Raw genomic sequence first — 17,199 nt, forward strand, 5'->3', positions numbered from 1 at the left:
CCCACGAAACGGACGAGGCGGCCATGACAGGCACATGCCCCACAAGCATCACAAGACGCCCCATCGCACGATGCGTCGCCCTGTGGGTCCTCACCAGGACCGTGCTGCTGCTGTGTGTCTTCAAGGTGCTCAACCTGCCGGGCCCGGACGTCACCGGCGATGTGTCGGTGATCTACCAGGGCTGGTACGAGGTGCTGCGCACCGGCACCTTCCCGCTGGACGACATCACCTGGCAGTACCCGCCCGCCGCGGCCCTCACGGTCCTCGCCCCCGCCCTGCTGCCGTTCCTCGGCTACGCCTCGGCGTTCTTCGTGCTGGCCTGTCTCGCGGACGCGCTCGTCATGGGGCTGCTGCTGTACGCGGGAGGGCGTCCCGGCAAGCGGTACGCGGGCGCGTGGGTGTGGCTGGCGGGACTGCCGCTGCTCGGCCCGACGGCGTACGCCCGATACGACGTGATGGTCACGGCGGTCGCCGTCGCCGCTCTGCTCGCCGGGGCGCGTCACCCGCGCACCATGGGGGCGCTCGCGGGCCTCGGCGCGCTCCTGAAGGTCTGGCCCATCCTGCTGCTCGTCGCCGCGCCACGCGCGCGTGCGACCCGGTCGGCGTGGACGGCGGCGGCGGTAACGTCGGCCACGCTGCTGCTGCTGTTCTCCCTCACCATGCCGGGGTCGCTGGCCTTCCTCACCTTCCAGCGCGACCGGGGCACCGAGGTCGAGTCGCTGGGCGGCCTCGTCTTCCACACCGCCAGGCACTTCGGCTGGCGTGGCGAGGTCCTGCTCAACTACGGCTCGGTGGAGTTCCTCGGCCCGTACGTCTCCCTGGTCAGTACGGCCGCGATGGGGCTGACCGCGCTGGCCTTCGGCTGGCTGCTGCTGTGGCGGCTGCGGGCCCGCGCGTTCGGCACGTCCACGCCGTGCGACGCGGCCTTCGCGGCCGTCCTGCTCTTCACCACGACCAGCAGGGTGATCAGTCCGCAGTATCTGCTGTGGCTGGTCGGTCTCGCGGCCGTCTGTCTGGCCTTTCGCGGCAGCCGGATGGACCGTCCGGCGCACCTGGTGCTGGCCGCGACGGGCGTCACCCTGCTGGAGTTCCCCATCTGGTTCTCGCACGTGGTGGCGAGCGACTGGCTGGGCCTGCTGCTGCTGGCCGTGCGCAACGGTCTGCTGCTCGCGGCGACCCTGCTCGCCTGCCGCCGCCTGTGGCAGCAGACGGTCTCCGAACCGCGCCGCCGAGCCACGCACCCGCTGCCCGCCCGGCCCGCCCCCGACAAGGAACCCGAGCTGCTTGCCTCCTGAGGCACGTGCCGATCGCACGGGCGCTCAGCGCGGCCACTGCCAACCCCTGCGTGGGCGCCCAGCGCGGCCAGGGGCACCCCCGCGCAGGCACTCAGCCCAGCCGCTCGCGCAGATACGCGCGCCACCGCACCGTGAAGTCCTCGGGCGTGGTCCCGAGCTGCTCCTGCATCGCCTTCTCGACCGCGCCCTCCCGCTGCGCATGCCCTCCGACGGCCCGATAGAAGGCCGTCAGCCGCTTCTCGCCCCGCTCCTCGGCGATCAGCCTGCAGGCCAGCCAGCCGCCCTCGTACGCGCGCGCCAGGGCGTCCGCGTCCCCTCCGAAGCCGAAGGCCTGGTCGGTGGGCAGGGCGGCGGGCAGGTCCCGGCCGCGCACCGCGCGCGCCAGTTCGGGGGCGGCCTCGTCCGCGGTGCGTCCGGTGCCGCGGTACGCCACCCAGTCCGCGAAGCCCTCAGAGAGCCACATCGGGGTGGCGGCGGACGTATGGGCTCGGGTCGCGACGTGGGCCGACTCATGGGCGAGGACGATCTGCTGCCCGAAGGCGCCGAGCACCGCGTAGGCGTCGGGGTTCACGATCACCCGGTCCGCGGGCGCCGTGCCCGAGCCGCCCGCCTCTCCGGTGGTGACGGCCGCGATGCCCCGGTATCCGGCGGCCCGACCGCCCAGCAGCGAGGCCATGCCGCCGACGGAGGAGGGCACCAGGAGGACCAGGCGCCGCGCCCACCGGCCTTGCCACGCACGGTCGACCGCGGGCACCGCGCGGTCCGCGGCGTTCGCGATCTCGCGCAGCCGCCGCTCGCTCTGGCCGACGCCGAGCACCAGGCTGTGCGTGCCGCGCACGGCCGTGACCCTGCCCTGCTCCCAGAGCTGCCGCGCGGCGCCACCATACCGGCCGCCCTCGGCCTTACCGGGGCTCTCGGCCGCGACGTACCAGCGCCCGTCCCGCCGCGTCAGGTCCAGCTCCTCGGTGGCCTTCACCGCTGCGCTGTCGTACCCGTCGAGCCGGTAGCTCAGCTCGACCCGGGCGGTGGCCCGCCCCTCGCCGGTGCGGTCGAATCCGGTCAGCCGGTACGCCCAGGAGCGCAGCGGCACCTGCGCGAGATTCGCGAACTCCCGGCGCTCGGCCACCCGCAGCCCGTCCGCGCGGGGGTCGACCGGGGCCAGATAGGCGGCCTCGTCACGGTCGACCACGGCGGCGGCCCTGCGGTCCAGGGTCCGCTGGACGTCCCGGGCCGCGCTGCCCCCGGGCTCGCCGGGGGACGAGCACGCGGGGACGAGGAGGAGCACGGCGAGCAGTTGTCCCGCCCACCGGCCTCGTCCCGTACCCCGCCACTGACCTGCCACCCTGCCGATCGTACGTGCCGGGGCGCGTCGCGATCAGACCGCCGGGGGCGGCCCGCACCGGGCCGGTCCCGGCCTGCTCAGACCCGGGTCACCGACGACACCGGCATCATTCCGACCGGGTCGTAGCGCACCGGAGCGCCCGGGTACGGCGCGTGCACCACCTGGCCGTTGCCCACGTACATCCCGATGTGGCTGGCGTCGTCGCGGTACGCCACCAGGTCGCCCGGCTGCGCCTGGTCCATGGAGACCTGCCGGCCCGCGTAGCGCTGCGCCTGCGAGGTGCGCGGCAGGGAGACGCCTGCCTGCGCGTACGACCACTGGGTGAGCCCCGAACAGTCGAAGCCCGTCGGGCCGTTGGCCCCCCAGACGTACGGCTTGCCCACGGCCTGCTGCGCGGCCAGCACCGCTGCCCCGGCCCGCCCGGAGGCGGGTGCGCCGACCGGCTGGGGCGGGGTGTCGCCGCGGCCCGAGCGCGACGCGCGGTCGTGCTCCGCGCGCTCCTCGGTCGGCAGCGAGTTCAGCAGCCGTCGCGCCTCGGCGAGCTTGCGCTCGACGACGCGCTTATGGCGGGCGACCGCGGCCCGGCTGCGTTCCAGCTCGGTGAGCTTGTGGGAGGCCTCCGCGCGCTCCTGGCCCAGCTTGCGCTGTGCGGCCTGGAGGTCGAGCAGGGAGTCCGCCTGACGGGCACTGAGGCGGTCGAGAACGGCGGCCTTGTCGAGATAGCTGTCGGGGTCCTCGGACAGCAGCAGCGCCACGGCCGGGTCCATGCCTCCGGACCGGTACTGGGCGCCCGCGACCGAACCGAGCGCCCCCCGCATGCGGTTGATGCTCTCCTGGCCGCGTGCGGCCCTGTCCTGGGCCTGGGCCACCTGCTCGCGGAGCTGGTCCGCGTGCTCGTCGGCCTTGTTGAACCGCTCGGTGGCCCGCTCGGCCTGCTCGTACAGGCGGTCGACGCGGGCCTGCGTGGCGGTGGCCGTGTCCTGGGGGTCGGCGCTCGCCGGTGCACCACCGAGTGTCGCCGCCGCGGTCGCCGCGGCCGCGGACAGAACTGTGACCCGGGCGCTCTGCGTGAGGCCGGACTGTGAGGGACGCCGATGGGTCGCCACAGGAAGCCGCACTCCCTTCCGCTGCGCGCAATCCCCCTGCCGCCCGGGGCGGGCGGACCAATGGACCGGGGAGCTGCGCGAGCAGACAGTAGCCGTGCGATCACGCGCTGGCCAAAGACCGCGCCGTGCACACACAGTGACGCCCCGCCGGAGGACCAGGTCACCGGCGGGGCGGAGCGTCAGCGGGAGTTACCGGAATTCGCCCGAATGGGCGGTGCCGGCGGCAACCCGTGGTGTTCGTCGGATACGCGCACACCGACTCGGGCGCGCGGTCCGGACCGATCAGATGCGGACACCGAACTGGAAGGTGCCCATGTAGTCCATCGACTCGTAGCGCACCACGGCACCCGGCTTCGGGGCGTGCAGGATCTGGTTGTTGCCCGCGTACAGACCGACGTGCGCCAGGTTGTTGAAGAACACCAGGTCGCCCGGCTTGAGCTCGCTCTTGCCGATCTTGGTGCCGTCGGCGTGCTGGGTGAACGTCGTCCGGGTGATCGAGACACCGGCCTGCGCGTACGCCCACTGGGTCAGCCCGGAGCAGTCGTAGGAGTTGGGGCCGGTGGCGCCCGAGACGTACGGCTTGCCCTGCTGGGTCGCCGCCGCGCTGAGAGCGGCGGCTCCGCGCTGGGAAGCGGGCGCCTCGTTGCCGAGCTCGACCCGGTCGCCGGCCGCGCGGCTGGCGCGCTGCTCCTTCTCCTGCATCTTCGCGCGCTCGGCGGCGGTCAGCGTGTTCAGGAGCTTCTGCGCCTCGGCGAGCTTGCCCTGGAACTTCTGCTTCTTGTCGCCGAGTTCCTTGCGGACGTCCTCAAGGTCATCGAGCTTGTCGGTCGCCTCGGTACGCTGCTGCGCGAGCGTGCGCTGCTTCGCCTTGATCTTCTGGAGCGCCTCGGCCTGCTTGCCGCTCAACTGGTCGAGCGCGCCGGCCTTGTCGAGGAAGTTGTCCGGGTCGGCCGAGAGGAAGAGCTGCACGGACGGGTCGATGCCGCCGGTGCGGTACTGGGCGCTCGCCACCGAACCGAGTTCGCCGCGGAGGTCGTTGAGCTCCCCCTGGCCGCGGGCGACCTTGTCCTGGAGGTTGTCGACCTCTTCCTTGAGCGTTTCCTGCCGCTCCTTGGCGCCGTTGTACTTCTCGGTGGCGGCCTCGGCCTCGTGGTAGAGCTTGTCGACCTTGGCCTTGACCTCACTCTTGGTGGGCTTGGGGTCGGCCTGAGCGGTCTGTGACGTGAGAGCGACGGCAGCGGCAGCGGTCGCGGTGAGCACCGTCACACGTGTGCGGCTCGGCTGCTTGGGTCGACGGTGGGACGCCACGAAGGCGAGCTCCTTCTTCCTCTGCCGCCTACCGGGTGGGGACGAATCCCCGGCTCCATGGTCGGTTCCCCCGCGGAACTGGACCGAACTGCACGGACTCGGCGGTTCCTTCGCTGCCACCCCGGATGGGTGGTCTACCGCGCGAAGGTTCGAGGGCAGACCTTAGTAACCTTCTTGTGATCAGTTCAAATCCTCAAGAGAAAAATCTCCACCAGAGATGCATTCTTTACTCGCACCACACGCGCAGTAATGACTACTTGACGTTACGTTCTGTCAATTGGGGCATTTCGTGCACCAGTTACTAGACGCGCGAAAGCCGCTTCAGCAACAAGACGGACGCGACCGGCCTGGCGCCCGCCTTGGCCACTCCGTCGGCCACTTCGCGGTCGGTGGAGACCACCACGACGGGCCGGCCGGGCGGCTCCGCCCGCACCAGCTGCCTGATGACCTCGTCCGCGGTCACCCCCGACTTGCTGAACAGCACCCGCACTCCGCGCGGCGGCGCGAGCAGCACCGGCGCCACCAGCTCCGCCCCGTCGAAGACGCAGGTCACCTCGGCGCCGGTCTGCGCGGCGAGCATCGAGAGGCCGCCGAGCAGCCGCAGCCGCTGCTTGTCCAGCGGCATCTGCGGATAGCCGGTCTTGGTGACGTTGTACCCGTCCACCACCAGATGGGCCTGCGGCAGCGCGAGCAGTTGGTCGAGCAGCGCGGGGTCTGTGTCGGAGAGCGCCCTGGCCGCGATGTCCTTGGGGGTCATACGGCCCGGCTCGACGGCGTCCACGGTGTCCGCGGGGCGCAGCGTGACCGGCGGCAGCGCCAGTTCCCTGCGCAGCCCCTGAGCGGCGTCCAGCACCGTGTCGAGAAGCAGCCGCACCCGCATGTCCTCCATGCTGCGGCCCTCGCGCACGGCCCTGCGCCCCGCCTCGGCGGCGGCCTCCGCCTCGCCCAGGCGGGACTTGAGGCGCCTGGACTCGCTCTCGGCCGAGGTGACATGAGCGGCGGAGGCGGCCTTGATGGAGTCGATCTCGGCGCCCGTGCGGCGCAGGGCGGCCTCGCCGCGCTTCACATCGCTCAGCGCACTGCGCAGTCTGCGGTGCAGTATGTCGACTTCCTTGCGGGCCGTCTCCAGCTCCGTGCGCAACCGCTCGGTCTCGCTCTTGGTGTGCTCGCGGGCCTGCACCAGCTCCTCGCGCAACCGCTCCAGTTCCCGCTGGGCGGCCTCGTCGGCGCGCTCGACGTCCGCGCGCAGCGCCTCTTCGCCCGCGGCGGCCACCAGCTTGACCCAGCCGACGGGGCGCAGCACATAGGCGGCGGCCGCCACATCAACCGGGTCGGCGGCGGCTGGCGCCGACCCGGACTCCAGGGCGCCCGCCAGCTCGGGCTGCGCCTCGCGCAGCCGCTCGCCGATGCGCTGACGGAACAGCGGGTCGCCCTCCAGGGCGGCAGCCATCGCGTTGCCCGCGAACTTGGCGCGCCGGGTCGGGGTGAAGCGGGCGTACTGTCTCAACTGGGCCGGGAGTTCGGCGACGGTGAGCCTGCCGAACGCGTCCGAGACCAGCGCGACGACCTTGCGCCGCACGCCTTCGGGCAGCGGGCGGTCGAGCACCTCGGCGGCGTCCCCGGCCGAGCCGGCCGGTTCAGCGCCTTGCGCGTGCTCCACAATCCGTCACCCCATCACCTATCGGGCCGGTCCGCTCAGGAGCCGACTCCCGGCCTGTCCACCAGTTCGATCTGGTCCACGGCATTGCACCAGCGGCATCGCACCGACTCGATGGTCTCACTGACCACCTCGCGTTCCTCGACCTTGGACTCTCCGGCCAGGTCGAGGTGGACGTACTCGACGACCTTGGACGAGCGGGTCACGTCGAACCGGGTGAGATTGCCGCACAGTGCGCAGCGCCACCGCGTCTCGGCGGTCGGCAGGGGAACCGTCGTCATATGGCGTCCTCTTTCGTTGTGCCTACTGCCCGTAACCCTACGGCCTCGCGGGTACCGGGCGTGGCGGGCGTCGACCAGGTGAGACCCGGCGAGGCGCTCTGTCCGATGCGGTCCCGTTACGTCACACTCTGCCCATGATCGATTGGCGGGAAGCGGCCCGGGGTCCGGTGGTGACGTACGGCCTGATCGGCGTGTGCTGTCTGGTCTTCGTCATCGGCCCCGTCTCCGGCTTCAACCCGGCGTACGGCACGGGTGACACCCTGCTCGCCGCCCAGAGCGCGTACTTCGAGCGGTGGGGCGTGATCCCCGGCGAGCTGCTGAGCGGCTCCGGGGCGGCACTGGTCACCCCGGTCACCGCCCTGTTCGTGCACGGCGGGTGGCTCCACCTGCTGGGCAACATGCTGTTCCTGTACGTCTTCGGGATGATGGCCGAGGAGCGGATGGGCCGCGTCCAGTTCGCCCTGTTCTACGTGGCGTGCGGCTATCTCGCGCTGCTGGCGTACGCCGTCGCGCACGCCGACTCCGACCAGACGCTGGTGGGCGCGTCGGGCGCGATCTCCGCGGTGCTCGGCGCCTTCCTCTTCCTCTTCCCCCGGGCCAGGGTCACCAGTCTGTTCCCGTTCCTGCTGTTCCTGCCGCTGCGCTTCCCCGCCTGGATCGTGCTGATCTTCTGGTTCGCGCTCCAGTGGCTGGCGGCGCGGAGCGCGGACTCGGGGCCCGGTGTCGCGTATCTCGCGCACCTGGTGGGCTTCTGCGTGGGCTTCCTCTACGCCTGGGGGCGGTACAGGCGTACGGATAGAGTGAGAGCCCCAGCGCAGGCCACCGAGGGAGAAAGCCAACCGTGATCACCGCGATCGTGCTCATCAAGACCAGCGTGGACCGGATCCCCGAGATCGCCGAGTCGATCGCCTCGCTCGACAGCGTCAGCGAGGTCTTCTCGGTCACCGGTACGTACGACCTGATCGCCATGGTGCGCGTGGCCAAGCACGACGACCTCGCCGATGTCATCCCCGGCAGCATCAGCAAGATCCCCGGCGTCGAGGGCACCGACACGCACGTCGCGTTCCGTACGTACTCGCAGCACGACCTCGAAGCGGCCTTCGCCATCGGCCTCGACGCGTAGCGTCACGGCGCGACGAAGGGCGCCCCGCGCGTGATCCTGCCGGGCGCCCTCCTCGCGGTATGAACCCCGCGCGGCCGACTCCCTAGAGCGCAGGCGCGTTCACGGAGTCCCGGTCCGGCACGCAACGGCCGTCCTCGGTCCGGTAGTTCCACTGCGCTCCCTGCTGTACGAGCTCCTTGACGGCCCCCACGAACCGCTCCACGTGCTCGTCGGGCGTGCCCGCGCCGAAGCTGACCCGGATCGCGTTCAGCGAGCGCTCGCCAGGCTCGGCCTCGGGGGCGCCGCACTCCCCCGGGTCCTGCGCGTCGCTGCCGAGCAGGGTCCGCACCAGCGGGTGGGCGCAGAACAGGCCGTCCCGTACGCCGATGCCGTACTCGGCGGACAGCGCGGCGGCGAAGTGCGAGCTGTTCCAGCCCTCGACCACGAACGAGATGACGCCGACGCGCGGGGCGTCGTCCCCGAAGAGGGAAAGCACCCTGACCGCGCCGACCTCGGCGAGGCCTTCGCGGACCTTCGTGACCAGCCCCTGCTCGCGCTCGACCAGCGAGTCGAAGCCGGCCTCGGTGAGCGCCTTGCAGGCGGCGGCGATCGAGTAGACCCCGATGACGTTCGGCGAGCCGGCCTCGTGGCGGGCCGCCGTGGTGTGCCACTCGACGTCCACGCCGCCGTCACCGCGCCGGGCGACCTTGCGCGAGGCCCCGCCGCCCGCGAGGTACGGCTCGGCGGCCTGCAGCCAGTCGGCGCGGCCCGCGAGCACGCCCGAGCCGAACGGCGCGTACAGCTTGTGCCTGGAGAAGGCGACCCAGTCGACATCCAGCTCGTCGATGTCCAGCGGGTGGTGCGGCGCGAGCTGCGCGGCGTCCAGCACGATGCGCGCGCCGTGGGCGTGCGCGGCGGCGGCGAGCTCCTGCACGGGCCACAGCTCACCGGTGACGTTCGAGGCGCCGGTGACGCAGACCAGCGCCGGGCCGTAGGGCTCGCGGTCGGCCAGCGCGCGCTCCAGGGTCTCGACGGCCTGGGCCGGGGTCCGCGGCGCGTTCAGGTAGGTCACCTCGGCGTCGCGCCAGGGAAGCAGGGACGCGTGGTGCTCGGTCTCGAAGACGAAGACCTGGCAGTCGGCGGGCAGCGCCGCGGCCAGCAGGTTCAGCGAGTCGGTGGTGGACCGGGTGAAGACGACCTGGTCGCTCTCACGGCAGCCGAGGAACTCGGCGACGGTGGCGCGGCTGTTCTCGAAGAGGTCGGTCGACAGCTGCGAGAGGTAACCGGCGCCGCGGTGCACGCTGCCGTAGTAGGGGGCGTACGCCGCCACGTCGTCCCACACCCGCTGCAGGGCCGGGGCGCTCGCCGCGTAGTCGAGGGCCGCGTAGGTGACCTCGCCACCGGTGACGAGCGGCACGAGCACATCCCGCCCAAGCACGGGCAGAGGGGAACAAAGAGTCTGGTCAGCGGCAGCGGTGGAGACAGACATGGCGAACTCCCGTGGAGGACAGGCGAATTCACTGCGCCGGCAGGTGTGCGGCAGCGCAGGAAAAGACGAAAAGGGGATGCGGAAGTGGGGCTACGAGCCCTATCGCATTCGCTTGCTCACGAGACTGCTCCCTTGAGGACCAGGACCCCAGGGGCTGTGACATTCAACGATGTCAGGGGTCCGCGCTTGCCGTAGACCTTTCTGTCTACGACCTGGTCTTCACCCGGGGCACCCCGCCACGGACGGAGGGTTGCCGGACAGCAAGCCGGGGCCAAAACGCTGTCACTCATGACCTGAGCTGAATCTTGCCACACGTTCAAAAAGGCGCAAGGCGCAGTCCGGACTCCGGACTGCGCCCTGTGTCACACGGACGGATGTCTCAGCTGTTGCTGGCAGCCACCCAGCGCTCCAGCGCCGCGCGGGCCGCCCCCGAGTCGATCGCCTCGGCGGCCTTGGTGATGCCCGCCGCGAGCTGATCGGCCAGGGACGCGTCGGTCGGGTCCAGCGCGACCAGCGCCGCCGCCGTATTGAGCAGCACCGCTTCGCGCACGGCCCCGGTCTCGCCCGCCAGCAGCCGGCGGGCGACGTCCGCGTTGTACGACGCGTCCGCGCCCCGCAGCGCCTCCACAGGCACGATCTCCAGGCCCACGTGACGCGGATCGAAGGACTCCTCGCGGACGGCTCCGTCGCGCACCACCCAGACGCGTGAGGTCGCGGTGGTGGTCAGCTCGTCGAGCCCGTCGTCGCCGCGGAAGACCAGCGCGGAGTTCCCCCGTTCGGCGAGGACACCCGCCACGATCGGGGCCATCCGGGCGTCCGCGACCCCGACCGCCTGGGCCCGTACCCGCGCCGGGTTCGTCAGCGGGCCGAGGATGTTGAAGGTGGTCTGCGCGCCCAGCTCCTTGCGCGCCTTCGCGGCGTACCGCAGGGCCGGGTGGAACTTCACGGCGAAGCAGAAGGTGATGCCCGCCTCCTCCGCGACCTCGGCGACGCGCCGCGGTGTCAGCTCCAGGTTGACGCCGAGCTTCTCCAGGACGTCCGATGCGCCGCTCGCCGAGGAGGCGGCGCGGTTGCCGTGCTTGACGACCTTGGCGCCGGTGCCCGCGACGACGATCGCCGACATCGTGGAGATGTTGACGGTCTTGGCCAGGTCGCCGCCGGTGCCCACGATGTCGACGGTGCGGCCTGGCACCTCGATGGTGTTGGCGTGCGCGTACATCGCGCGGACCATTCCGGAGACCTCGTCGACGGTCTCGCCCTTGGCCCGCAGCGCGACCGCGAACCCTGCGATCTGGGCGTCGGTCGCCTCGCCGGTCATGATGCGGTCCATGGCCCAGGCGGTGTCGTCCGCGGTCAGGTTCTCGCGGCGCAGCAGGGAGTTCAGCACACCCGGCCAGGAGCCGGCCGCCACGCTGTCGCCGCCAACCGGGGTCACAACGTTCATGGTCCGCTCCTGGGTCCACAGCCGAATAGGGATGGCCCCACCCTATCCAGCCCCCGGGAACGGCGAGGAGCCCCGTCCAGCGAATGGACGGGGCTCCTGCCGTGGCGACCTTTCGGTCACATGCTCAGGTGATCAGTGGTGGCCGTGGCCGCTGGTGATCTCCTTGTACTCGTCGGCGGTGGGCTTGGGAATCTGGTTGCCCTCGCCGTACATGCCCTTGCTCAGCTTGACCTTCAGCTTCTGCGAGCCGGAGACCTTGCGCCGCACGCCGTTCTCGTCGACCGTCGCACCGAGCTCGGCCGGCTCGTACTGATCGTGCGACGTGAGGGTGTGAAGCTGCTCCTGGTTGAGCGGCTGGTGGACCTCGACGAACTCACCGTGCGGCAGCCGCTTGATGATGCCGGACTCGCGTCCATGCAGCACCTTCTCCGCGTCGCGCCGCTGCAGACCCATGCAGATCCGCTTGGTGGCGATGAACACGAGGACCGGTCCGGCGAAGAAGAAGATCCGGACGAACCAGGTGATCGTGTTGATCGACAGACTGAAGTGGGTGGCCCAGATGTCGTTGCCGCCACCGATCAGCATGATGAAGTACGCCGCGATCCAGGCCGCACCGAAACCGGTACGCGTCGGGGCGTTGCGCGGGCGGTCCAGGATGTGGTGCTCGCGCTTGTCCCCGGTGACCCAGGACTCGATGAACGGATAGACCGCGATCGCGCCCAGCACCAGCGGGAAGATCATCAGCGGGATCATCACGCCCAGGGCCAGGGTGTGGCCCCAGATGTTGATCTCCCAGCCCGGCATCACTCGGATCAGACCCTCGGCGAAGCCCATGTACCAGTCGGGCTGTGCGCCGGTGGAGACCTGGTCGGGCCGGTAGGGACCGAGCGCCCAGACCGGGTTGATCGTGAACATCGCCGAGATGGCCGCGATGACACCGAAGACCAGGAAGAAGAAGCCTCCGGCCTTGGCCATGTAGACCGGCAGCAGCGGCATGCCGACGACGTTCTTGTTGGTGCGGCCGGGGCCCGCGAACTGCGTGTGCTTGTGATAGAAGACCAGGATCAGGTGCGCCACCACGAGGCCGAGCATGATGCCCGGCAACAGCAGGATGTGGATCGAGTAGAACCTGGCCACCATGTCGTGGCCGGGGAACTCGCCGCCGAACAGGAACATCGAGATGTACGTGCCGACGACCGGCATGGACAGGATCGCGCCCTGGGTGAAGCGGACACCGGTGCCCGACAGCAGGTCGTCCGGGAGCGAGTAGCCGGTGAAACCGGTGAACATGCCCAGGACGAACAGCAGGAAGCCGAACAGCCAGTTGATCTCACGCGGCTTACGGAAGGCGCCCGTGAAGAACACGCGCATCATGTGCACGAACATCGCGGCGAGGAAGATCAGCGCGGCCCAGTGGTGGATCTGCCGGATGAGCAGACCGCCGCGGACGTCGAAGCTGATCTCCAGGGTCGACGCGTAGGCCTCCGTCATACGGATGCCCTGCATCGGCACGTACGAGCCGTGGTAGACGACCTCGTTCATGCTCGGGTGGAAGAACAGCGTCAGATACACACCCGTGAGGATGATGATGATGAAGCTGTAGAGGCAGATCTCGCCGAGCATGAAGGACCAGTGGTCCGGGAAGATCTTGCGCATGTTGGCCTTGGCGAGGCTGTAGATGCCCAGTCTGCCGTCGGCCCAGTCGGCGACCTTCTCGCCGGCGGGCGCCTCTTTGCGCTGTGGTTCGGTGACGGTACTCATCCGCGCTCCCAGAAGGAAGGACCGACGGGCTCTTCGAAGCCGCTGAGCGCTTCGAGGAATCCTTCGTCATTCACACCGATCCGCAGCTGCGGAAGCGCGTGACCGGCCGGGCCGAAGATGACGCGGGCGCCGTCGGAGAGGTCGAAGGTGGACTGGTGGCACGGGCAGAGCACGTGGTGCGTCTGCTGCTCGTACAGGCTGATCGGGCAGCCGACGTGGGTGCAGATCTTCGAGAACGCCACGATGCCCTCGTGGGCCCATTCGAGCTGGCGCTTGTCCTTGATGTCGGCCGGCTGAATGCGGACGATCATCAGGGCGGCCTTGGCGATCTCGTTGTTGAACTCGTGATCGTCCTCCTTCAGCCCTTCGGGCATGGCGAAGGTCAGCGAACCGACCGCCACGTCCTCGGGCCGCAGGGGCTCCATGGTGTTCTGGTTGATCAGCATCTTGCCCTTGGCCCACAGCGTCTCGCGCAGCTTCTTCTCGGGCAACGGCCCGAGATCGCGCAGCAGCACCACACCGGCGAGCGGCACCATGGCCAGCGCGCCGAACATCGTGGTGCGGATCAGCTTGCGGCGCCCGATGGCCGATTCCTGGGCTCCGGCCTTGAAGTCGGCCATCACCTTGGCCTTGACCTCGGGCTCGGCCGAGATGGGGTGCCGCTCGTCGGCGACCTCCACGTCGGACATCAGGGTGCGGGCCCAGTGGACCGCCCCCGCGCCGATGCAGAAGAGCGCGAGTCCGAGCGTCAGGCCCAGCGAGAAGTTGAGCGCGCTCACGTGGCCGAACAGCCAGATGTACACGATCTGATCGACCGGGAAGGTCACGAAGGAGGCGATGAAGCCGACCGTCGCCAGCATGGACAGCGTGAAGAGGAACGCGACCGTGCGCTCGGAGCGCTTGGCGGCCTCTTCGTCGATGTCCTGGATGCGCGGCTTGTGGGCCGGCAGCCCCGGGTCGGCGAACGGATCGTCCGCCACGGCTACCGCGCCGTGCGCGGTGTCCTGCTCACTCGGCAGGTTCTCTTCTGAAATCTCTTGGCTACTCATGACTTCTTGGCCTTAGCGGTGTGGGCCGCGACCCAGACGGCGACTGCGACGAGCGAACCCAGACCGAAGATCCAGGAGAAGAGACCCTCACTGACCGGACCGAGGCCGCCCAGCGCATGGCCGCCCGGATTCTCGGACTTCTCGCCGTTGACGGTCTGGATGTACGCGATGATGTCCCGCTTCTGCTCCTCCGGCATCGTGCCGTCAGGGAACGAAGGCATGTTCTGCGGGCCGGTCTGCATGGCCTCGAAGAAATGCTTCGGCTCCACGCCCTCGAGGTTCGGGGCGTACTTGCCGTTGGTCAGCGCGCCGCCCTCACCGGTGAAGTTGTGGCACTGGGCGCAGTTGGTACGGAACAGCTCGCCACCCTTGGCGATGTCCGCACCTGCGGGGTTGTACTGCTTTTCGGTCGGCGTGATCGGGCCGGCGCCGAGCGAAGCGACGTACGCGGCAAGCTGATCGATCTCGGCCTGCGAGTAGATCTTCTTCTTCTTCGGTACCTGGGCGCCGGGCTGCTGCGCCGGCATACGGCCGGTGCCGACCTGGAAGTCCACTGCGGCAGAGCCGACGCCGACGAGGCTCGGCCCGTCGGAGCCACCCTGACCGCCGGTGCCGTGGCAGCTGGAGCAGCCGACGGCGTAGAGCTTCTTGCCCTCCTCGATGGCGAGGGACTGGGCGGTTTCATCGGCCTGTGCCTTGCCCGCGGGGGCGAACGCGGCGTACAGCCCCCCGGTGGCCGCCAGCGCGAGGAGTAGGACGACGACCGCCGCCAGCGGATGGCGTCGTCGTGCGGAGAGCTTTTTCACGGATTACCCCGGTGTCAGGATCTTCTGCGTCGGTGACTGGATGCGGGACGGGTGCGGACCCGACCTACTTGATCATGTAGATCGTGGCGAAGAGCCCGATCCAGACGACATCGACGAAGTGCCAGTAGTAGGACACGACGATGGCGGCGGTTGCCTGTTCATGGGTGAATCTCTTGGCCGCGTACGTACGGCCCAGGACCAGCAGGAAGGCGATGAGTCCGCCCGTCACATGCAGTCCGTGGAACCCGGTGGTCAGGTAGAACACCGAGCCGTACGGGTCGGACGAGAGCGAGAGGCCCTCGTGCTTGACCAGCAGGGTGTACTCGTACACCTGGCCGCCGATGAAGATCGAGCCCATCACGAAGGTGAGAATGAACCACGCCCTGAGCTTCTTCACATCGCCACGCTCGGCGGCGAAGACGCCGAGCTGGCAAGTCAGGGAAGAGAGCACCAGGATCGTGGTGTTCGTCGCCGAAAACGGGAAGTTCAGCGATGACGCCATTTCCTTCCAGTGGTCGGGACCCATCACCGATCGCAGGGTGAAGTACATCGCGAAGAGGGCCGCGAAGAACATCAGCTCGGAACTCAGCCAGATGATGGTTCCGACGCTGGTGAGGTTCGGCCGATTGACCGACGGGTGCGCGTGCCCGGTATCTACTGTCGTTGCTGTCGCCACGACCGACATTATGTCGGTCGCTTATCCCGCCCTCACTCCCGGGGGTGCCATTCGGTGTGTCAGGACCGTGCGCCCTGCCCGAACGGCCCATCGAAGCCCCGCCCGAACCGGTGCTGACAGGGCGTTCGGCGGAGTAGCATCCGCGCATCGGTGCCTGAGCCGATGCCGCCGACGAATCGGAGGAACAATGCAGTCGAGCGCCACGGTCCTGGTCTACAGCGACGATGCGAACACCCGTGAACAGGTGCGGCTGGCAGCCGGTCGCAGGCCCGCCGCGGACGTTCCGCCGGTGGAGTACCTGGAGTGCGCGACGCTGCCCGCCGTCCTGAAGGCACTGGACGAGGGTGGCATCGACGTCTGCGTGCTGGACGGCGAGGCGGTTCCCGCGGGTGGCATGGGCGTCTGCCGGCAGATCAAGGACGAGATCTTCAACTGCCCGCCCGTGCTGCTGCTGATCGGCCGCCCGCAGGACGCGTGGCTGGCCACCTGGAGCCGCGCCGAGAGCGCGGTGACGCTCCCGGTGGAGCCGGTGAACTTCGCCGGCGCGCTGGCCGACCTGCTGCGCACAAGGCTCGCCGTCGAGGCCTGACATCCGCGGAGGTCCGCCGGACACCCCGGGGCCCCGTCAGACCTCCGGCCGCAGCCGGGCCGCGTCGACGGGGCTTCTGCCGTCCTGCGTGCCGGCCAGCAGGGCACTGCCCTTGCGCCACTTGTCCCAGGACAGGTTCCAGTCGCCGAAGCCGTTGCCGAAGGTGTCCATCGTGTCGCCGTAGCTGTTGACGACCTTGACGATGTCGCCCTGGCGGACGGTCTCGTAGAACCAGGCGGCGTTGCCCGTGCTCATGCCGGTGCAGCCGTGACTGACGTTACTGGAGCCCTGCGAACCGACGGACCACGGGGCCGCGTGGACGTACTCACCGCTCCAGGTGACGCGCGTCGCGTAGTAGACGGGCAGGTTGTACGAATCCGACGTGCCCTCCGGGATGCCGATGCTCGTACCGCGCATCCGTACGAAGTACTCCTTGCCCAGTACCACCTTGACCCCGTTGCGGGTGGAATAGCCGGGCTTGCCGGTGGTCACCGGGATGGTGTTGATCACTTCCCCGTTCCGCCTGACCGTCATGTAGTGCGAGCCGGCGTCGGTGACGGCCTCGATCCGGTCGCCGGTGGTGAGCTTCAGCGGCTTCGTGGCGCCGCCGTAGAGCTTGTCGGCCACCTTGATGCCTTCGAGCGTGCTGCGCACCTCGATGGTGGCGTTGACGGGCCAGTACTCCTTCGGGCGGAAGTGCAGATTCTCACTGTCGACCCAGTGCCAGGCACCGTCCACCGAGGGGGTCGACTCGACCCGCAGGCCGCGCTCGACGACCGCCCTGGCCTCCCTGCCCTTGACGGGGGCGCTGAGTTCGGCGGTGACGGGCTGCCCGACGCCGTACTTGCCGGCCTCGGGGCCGAAGGTGACCTTCAGCTTCTTCTTCGCCGGCGCCGTGTCGACGGTGAGCGTGCGCCTGCCCGGCGAGCCGCTCTTGTCCTCGGTGCTGACCTGGACCGCGTAGCGCGCTCCTGCGGCCAGCGGGGCGGTGCTGTGCCAGCGGGCCCCGTCGACGGAGAGTTCACCCGCCAGATAGCGTCCTGCGGCGTCGGTGGCCGTCACGTCGGTGATCCGGCCGTCCTTGCTCTTGGCCATGACCTCAAGGGGCTTGTCCGGGTCGACCTTCGCCTTGCCCGCGGCTCCGTTGAAGGAGATCTGGCTCGCCGCGTCGTAGGGCTTCGCCGAGAGCGGATGACTGTCGGACTCGCCGCAAGCGGTGACTCCCGCCCCGAGGGACGCGACCAGCAGGGAGCAGCTCAGGACCGTCCGGATTCGGGGTGAATTGGTCATGATG

At 69.8% G+C, this 17,199-nt stretch carries 16 protein-coding genes and 1 riboswitch; of the genes, 4 read left to right on the forward strand and 12 right to left on the reverse strand.

What is annotated here, in order from left to right:
- Positions 1-23: 23 nt before the first annotated feature.
- Positions 24-1,295 (forward strand): glycosyltransferase 87 family protein, encoded by a 1,272-nt coding sequence (locus QMK30_RS06800; protein ID WP_283516252.1) that lies wholly within the window; start codon positions 24-26, stop codon positions 1,293-1,295.
- A 91-nt stretch (positions 1,296-1,386) separates the two neighbouring features.
- On the opposite strand, the gene QMK30_RS06805 is transcribed toward QMK30_RS06800, so the two are convergent.
- From QMK30_RS06805 to QMK30_RS06825, 5 genes are all read right to left on the reverse strand, one after another.
- Complete coding sequence (locus tag QMK30_RS06805) at positions 1,387-2,637, reverse strand: hypothetical protein (RefSeq protein WP_283516253.1); 1,251 nt, start codon at positions 2,635-2,637, stop codon at positions 1,387-1,389.
- A gap of 77 nt (positions 2,638-2,714) precedes the next feature.
- On the reverse strand, positions 2,715-3,743 hold the full coding sequence (locus QMK30_RS06810) for a C40 family peptidase (protein ID WP_283516254.1): 1,029 nt from the start codon (positions 3,741-3,743) through the stop codon (positions 2,715-2,717).
- A 282-nt stretch (positions 3,744-4,025) separates the two neighbouring features.
- A complete protein-coding gene (locus QMK30_RS06815; RefSeq protein WP_283516255.1) occupies positions 4,026-5,051 on the reverse strand; it encodes a C40 family peptidase in 1,026 nt (341 codons plus the stop codon).
- A 301-nt stretch (positions 5,052-5,352) separates the two neighbouring features.
- Positions 5,353-6,711, reverse strand: a complete 1,359-nt coding sequence (locus QMK30_RS06820) for an NYN domain-containing protein (protein ID WP_283516256.1) — start codon at positions 6,709-6,711, stop codon at positions 5,353-5,355.
- Between the two features lie 35 nt (positions 6,712-6,746).
- On the reverse strand, positions 6,747-6,989 hold the full coding sequence (locus QMK30_RS06825) for a hypothetical protein (protein ID WP_283516257.1): 243 nt from the start codon (positions 6,987-6,989) through the stop codon (positions 6,747-6,749).
- Between the two features lie 134 nt (positions 6,990-7,123).
- On the opposite strand from QMK30_RS06825, the gene QMK30_RS06830 reads away from it, so the two are divergent.
- Positions 7,124-7,834, forward strand: coding sequence for a rhomboid family intramembrane serine protease (locus QMK30_RS06830; RefSeq protein ID WP_283516258.1), 711 nt, complete (start codon positions 7,124-7,126; stop codon positions 7,832-7,834).
- The gene (locus tag QMK30_RS06835) at positions 7,831-8,112 is read left to right on the forward strand and encodes an Lrp/AsnC family transcriptional regulator (protein WP_283516259.1); all 282 of its coding nucleotides are present in this window, start codon (positions 7,831-7,833) and stop codon (positions 8,110-8,112) included. The genes QMK30_RS06830 and QMK30_RS06835 overlap by 4 nt, the downstream gene beginning before the upstream one ends.
- 82 nt (positions 8,113-8,194) lie before the next feature.
- Here the strand turns inward: QMK30_RS06835 and QMK30_RS06840 are convergent, their stop codons facing one another.
- The 6 genes from QMK30_RS06840 to ctaE form a co-directional block, all read right to left on the reverse strand.
- Positions 8,195-9,580 carry an aminotransferase class V-fold PLP-dependent enzyme gene (locus QMK30_RS06840; RefSeq protein ID WP_283516260.1) on the reverse strand — a complete coding sequence of 462 codons (1,386 nt, stop codon included), beginning with the start codon at positions 9,578-9,580 and terminating at the stop codon, positions 8,195-8,197.
- 177 nt (positions 9,581-9,757) lie between these two features.
- Positions 9,758-9,874: riboswitch (SAM riboswitch) on the reverse strand.
- 85 nt (positions 9,875-9,959) lie between these two features.
- Entirely contained in the window at positions 9,960-11,024 is a 1,065-nt protein-coding gene (gene trpD, locus QMK30_RS06845) for an anthranilate phosphoribosyltransferase (RefSeq protein ID WP_283516261.1), read from the reverse strand.
- Between the two features lie 132 nt (positions 11,025-11,156).
- Positions 11,157-12,785 (reverse strand): cytochrome bc1 complex cytochrome b subunit, encoded by a 1,629-nt coding sequence (gene qcrB / locus QMK30_RS06850; protein ID WP_283516262.1) that lies wholly within the window; start codon positions 12,783-12,785, stop codon positions 11,157-11,159.
- Positions 12,782-13,834 (reverse strand): cytochrome bc1 complex Rieske iron-sulfur subunit, encoded by a 1,053-nt coding sequence (gene qcrA, locus QMK30_RS06855; RefSeq protein ID WP_283516263.1) that lies wholly within the window; start codon positions 13,832-13,834, stop codon positions 12,782-12,784. The genes qcrB and qcrA overlap by 4 nt, the downstream gene beginning before the upstream one ends.
- Entirely contained in the window at positions 13,831-14,640 is an 810-nt protein-coding gene (gene qcrC / locus QMK30_RS06860) for a cytochrome bc1 complex diheme cytochrome c subunit (RefSeq protein WP_283516264.1), read from the reverse strand. The genes qcrA and qcrC overlap by 4 nt, the downstream gene beginning before the upstream one ends.
- Before the next feature lie 64 nt (positions 14,641-14,704).
- On the reverse strand, positions 14,705-15,325 hold the full coding sequence (ctaE, locus tag QMK30_RS06865; RefSeq protein WP_283516265.1) for an aa3-type cytochrome oxidase subunit III: 621 nt from the start codon (positions 15,323-15,325) through the stop codon (positions 14,705-14,707).
- A 178-nt stretch (positions 15,326-15,503) separates the two neighbouring features.
- Between ctaE and QMK30_RS06870 the strand changes: the two genes are divergently transcribed.
- Positions 15,504-15,905: a hypothetical protein gene (locus QMK30_RS06870; protein ID WP_283516266.1), complete on the forward strand. Its 402-nt coding sequence runs from the start codon at positions 15,504-15,506 to the stop codon at positions 15,903-15,905.
- A 36-nt stretch (positions 15,906-15,941) separates the two neighbouring features.
- On the opposite strand, the gene QMK30_RS06875 is transcribed toward QMK30_RS06870, so the two are convergent.
- Complete coding sequence (locus tag QMK30_RS06875; RefSeq protein WP_283516267.1) at positions 15,942-17,195, reverse strand: L,D-transpeptidase; 1,254 nt, start codon at positions 17,193-17,195, stop codon at positions 15,942-15,944.
- Positions 17,196-17,199: the final 4 nt, after the last annotated feature.

The sequence above is a fragment of the Streptomyces sp. H27-C3 genome (genome assembly GCF_030063415.1).
GTDB lineage: Bacteria > Actinomycetota > Actinomycetes > Streptomycetales > Streptomycetaceae > Streptomyces.

What these genes read in the sequence shown, in the direction of transcription:
- QMK30_RS06800 (WP_283516252.1), top strand. Translation starts at nt 24, where the DNA reads ATGACAGGCACATGCCCCACAAGCATCACAAGACGCCCCATCGCACGA.
- ctaE (WP_283516265.1), bottom strand. Translation starts at nt 15,325, where the DNA reads ATGTCGGTCGTGGCGACAGCAACGACAGTAGATACCGGGCACGCGCAC.
- trpD (WP_283516261.1), bottom strand. Translation starts at nt 11,024, where the DNA reads ATGAACGTTGTGACCCCGGTTGGCGGCGACAGCGTGGCGGCCGGCTCC.
- qcrA (WP_283516263.1), bottom strand. Translation starts at nt 13,834, where the DNA reads ATGAGTAGCCAAGAGATTTCAGAAGAGAACCTGCCGAGTGAGCAGGAC.
- qcrB (WP_283516262.1), bottom strand. Translation starts at nt 12,785, where the DNA reads ATGAGTACCGTCACCGAACCACAGCGCAAAGAGGCGCCCGCCGGCGAG.
- QMK30_RS06825 (WP_283516257.1), bottom strand. Translation starts at nt 6,989, where the DNA reads ATGACGACGGTTCCCCTGCCGACCGCCGAGACGCGGTGGCGCTGCGCA.
- QMK30_RS06840 (WP_283516260.1), bottom strand. Translation starts at nt 9,580, where the DNA reads ATGTCTGTCTCCACCGCTGCCGCTGACCAGACTCTTTGTTCCCCTCTG.
- QMK30_RS06870 (WP_283516266.1), top strand. Translation starts at nt 15,504, where the DNA reads ATGCAGTCGAGCGCCACGGTCCTGGTCTACAGCGACGATGCGAACACC.
- QMK30_RS06830 (WP_283516258.1), top strand. Translation starts at nt 7,124, where the DNA reads ATGATCGATTGGCGGGAAGCGGCCCGGGGTCCGGTGGTGACGTACGGC.
- QMK30_RS06875 (WP_283516267.1), bottom strand. Translation starts at nt 17,195, where the DNA reads ATGACCAATTCACCCCGAATCCGGACGGTCCTGAGCTGCTCCCTGCTG.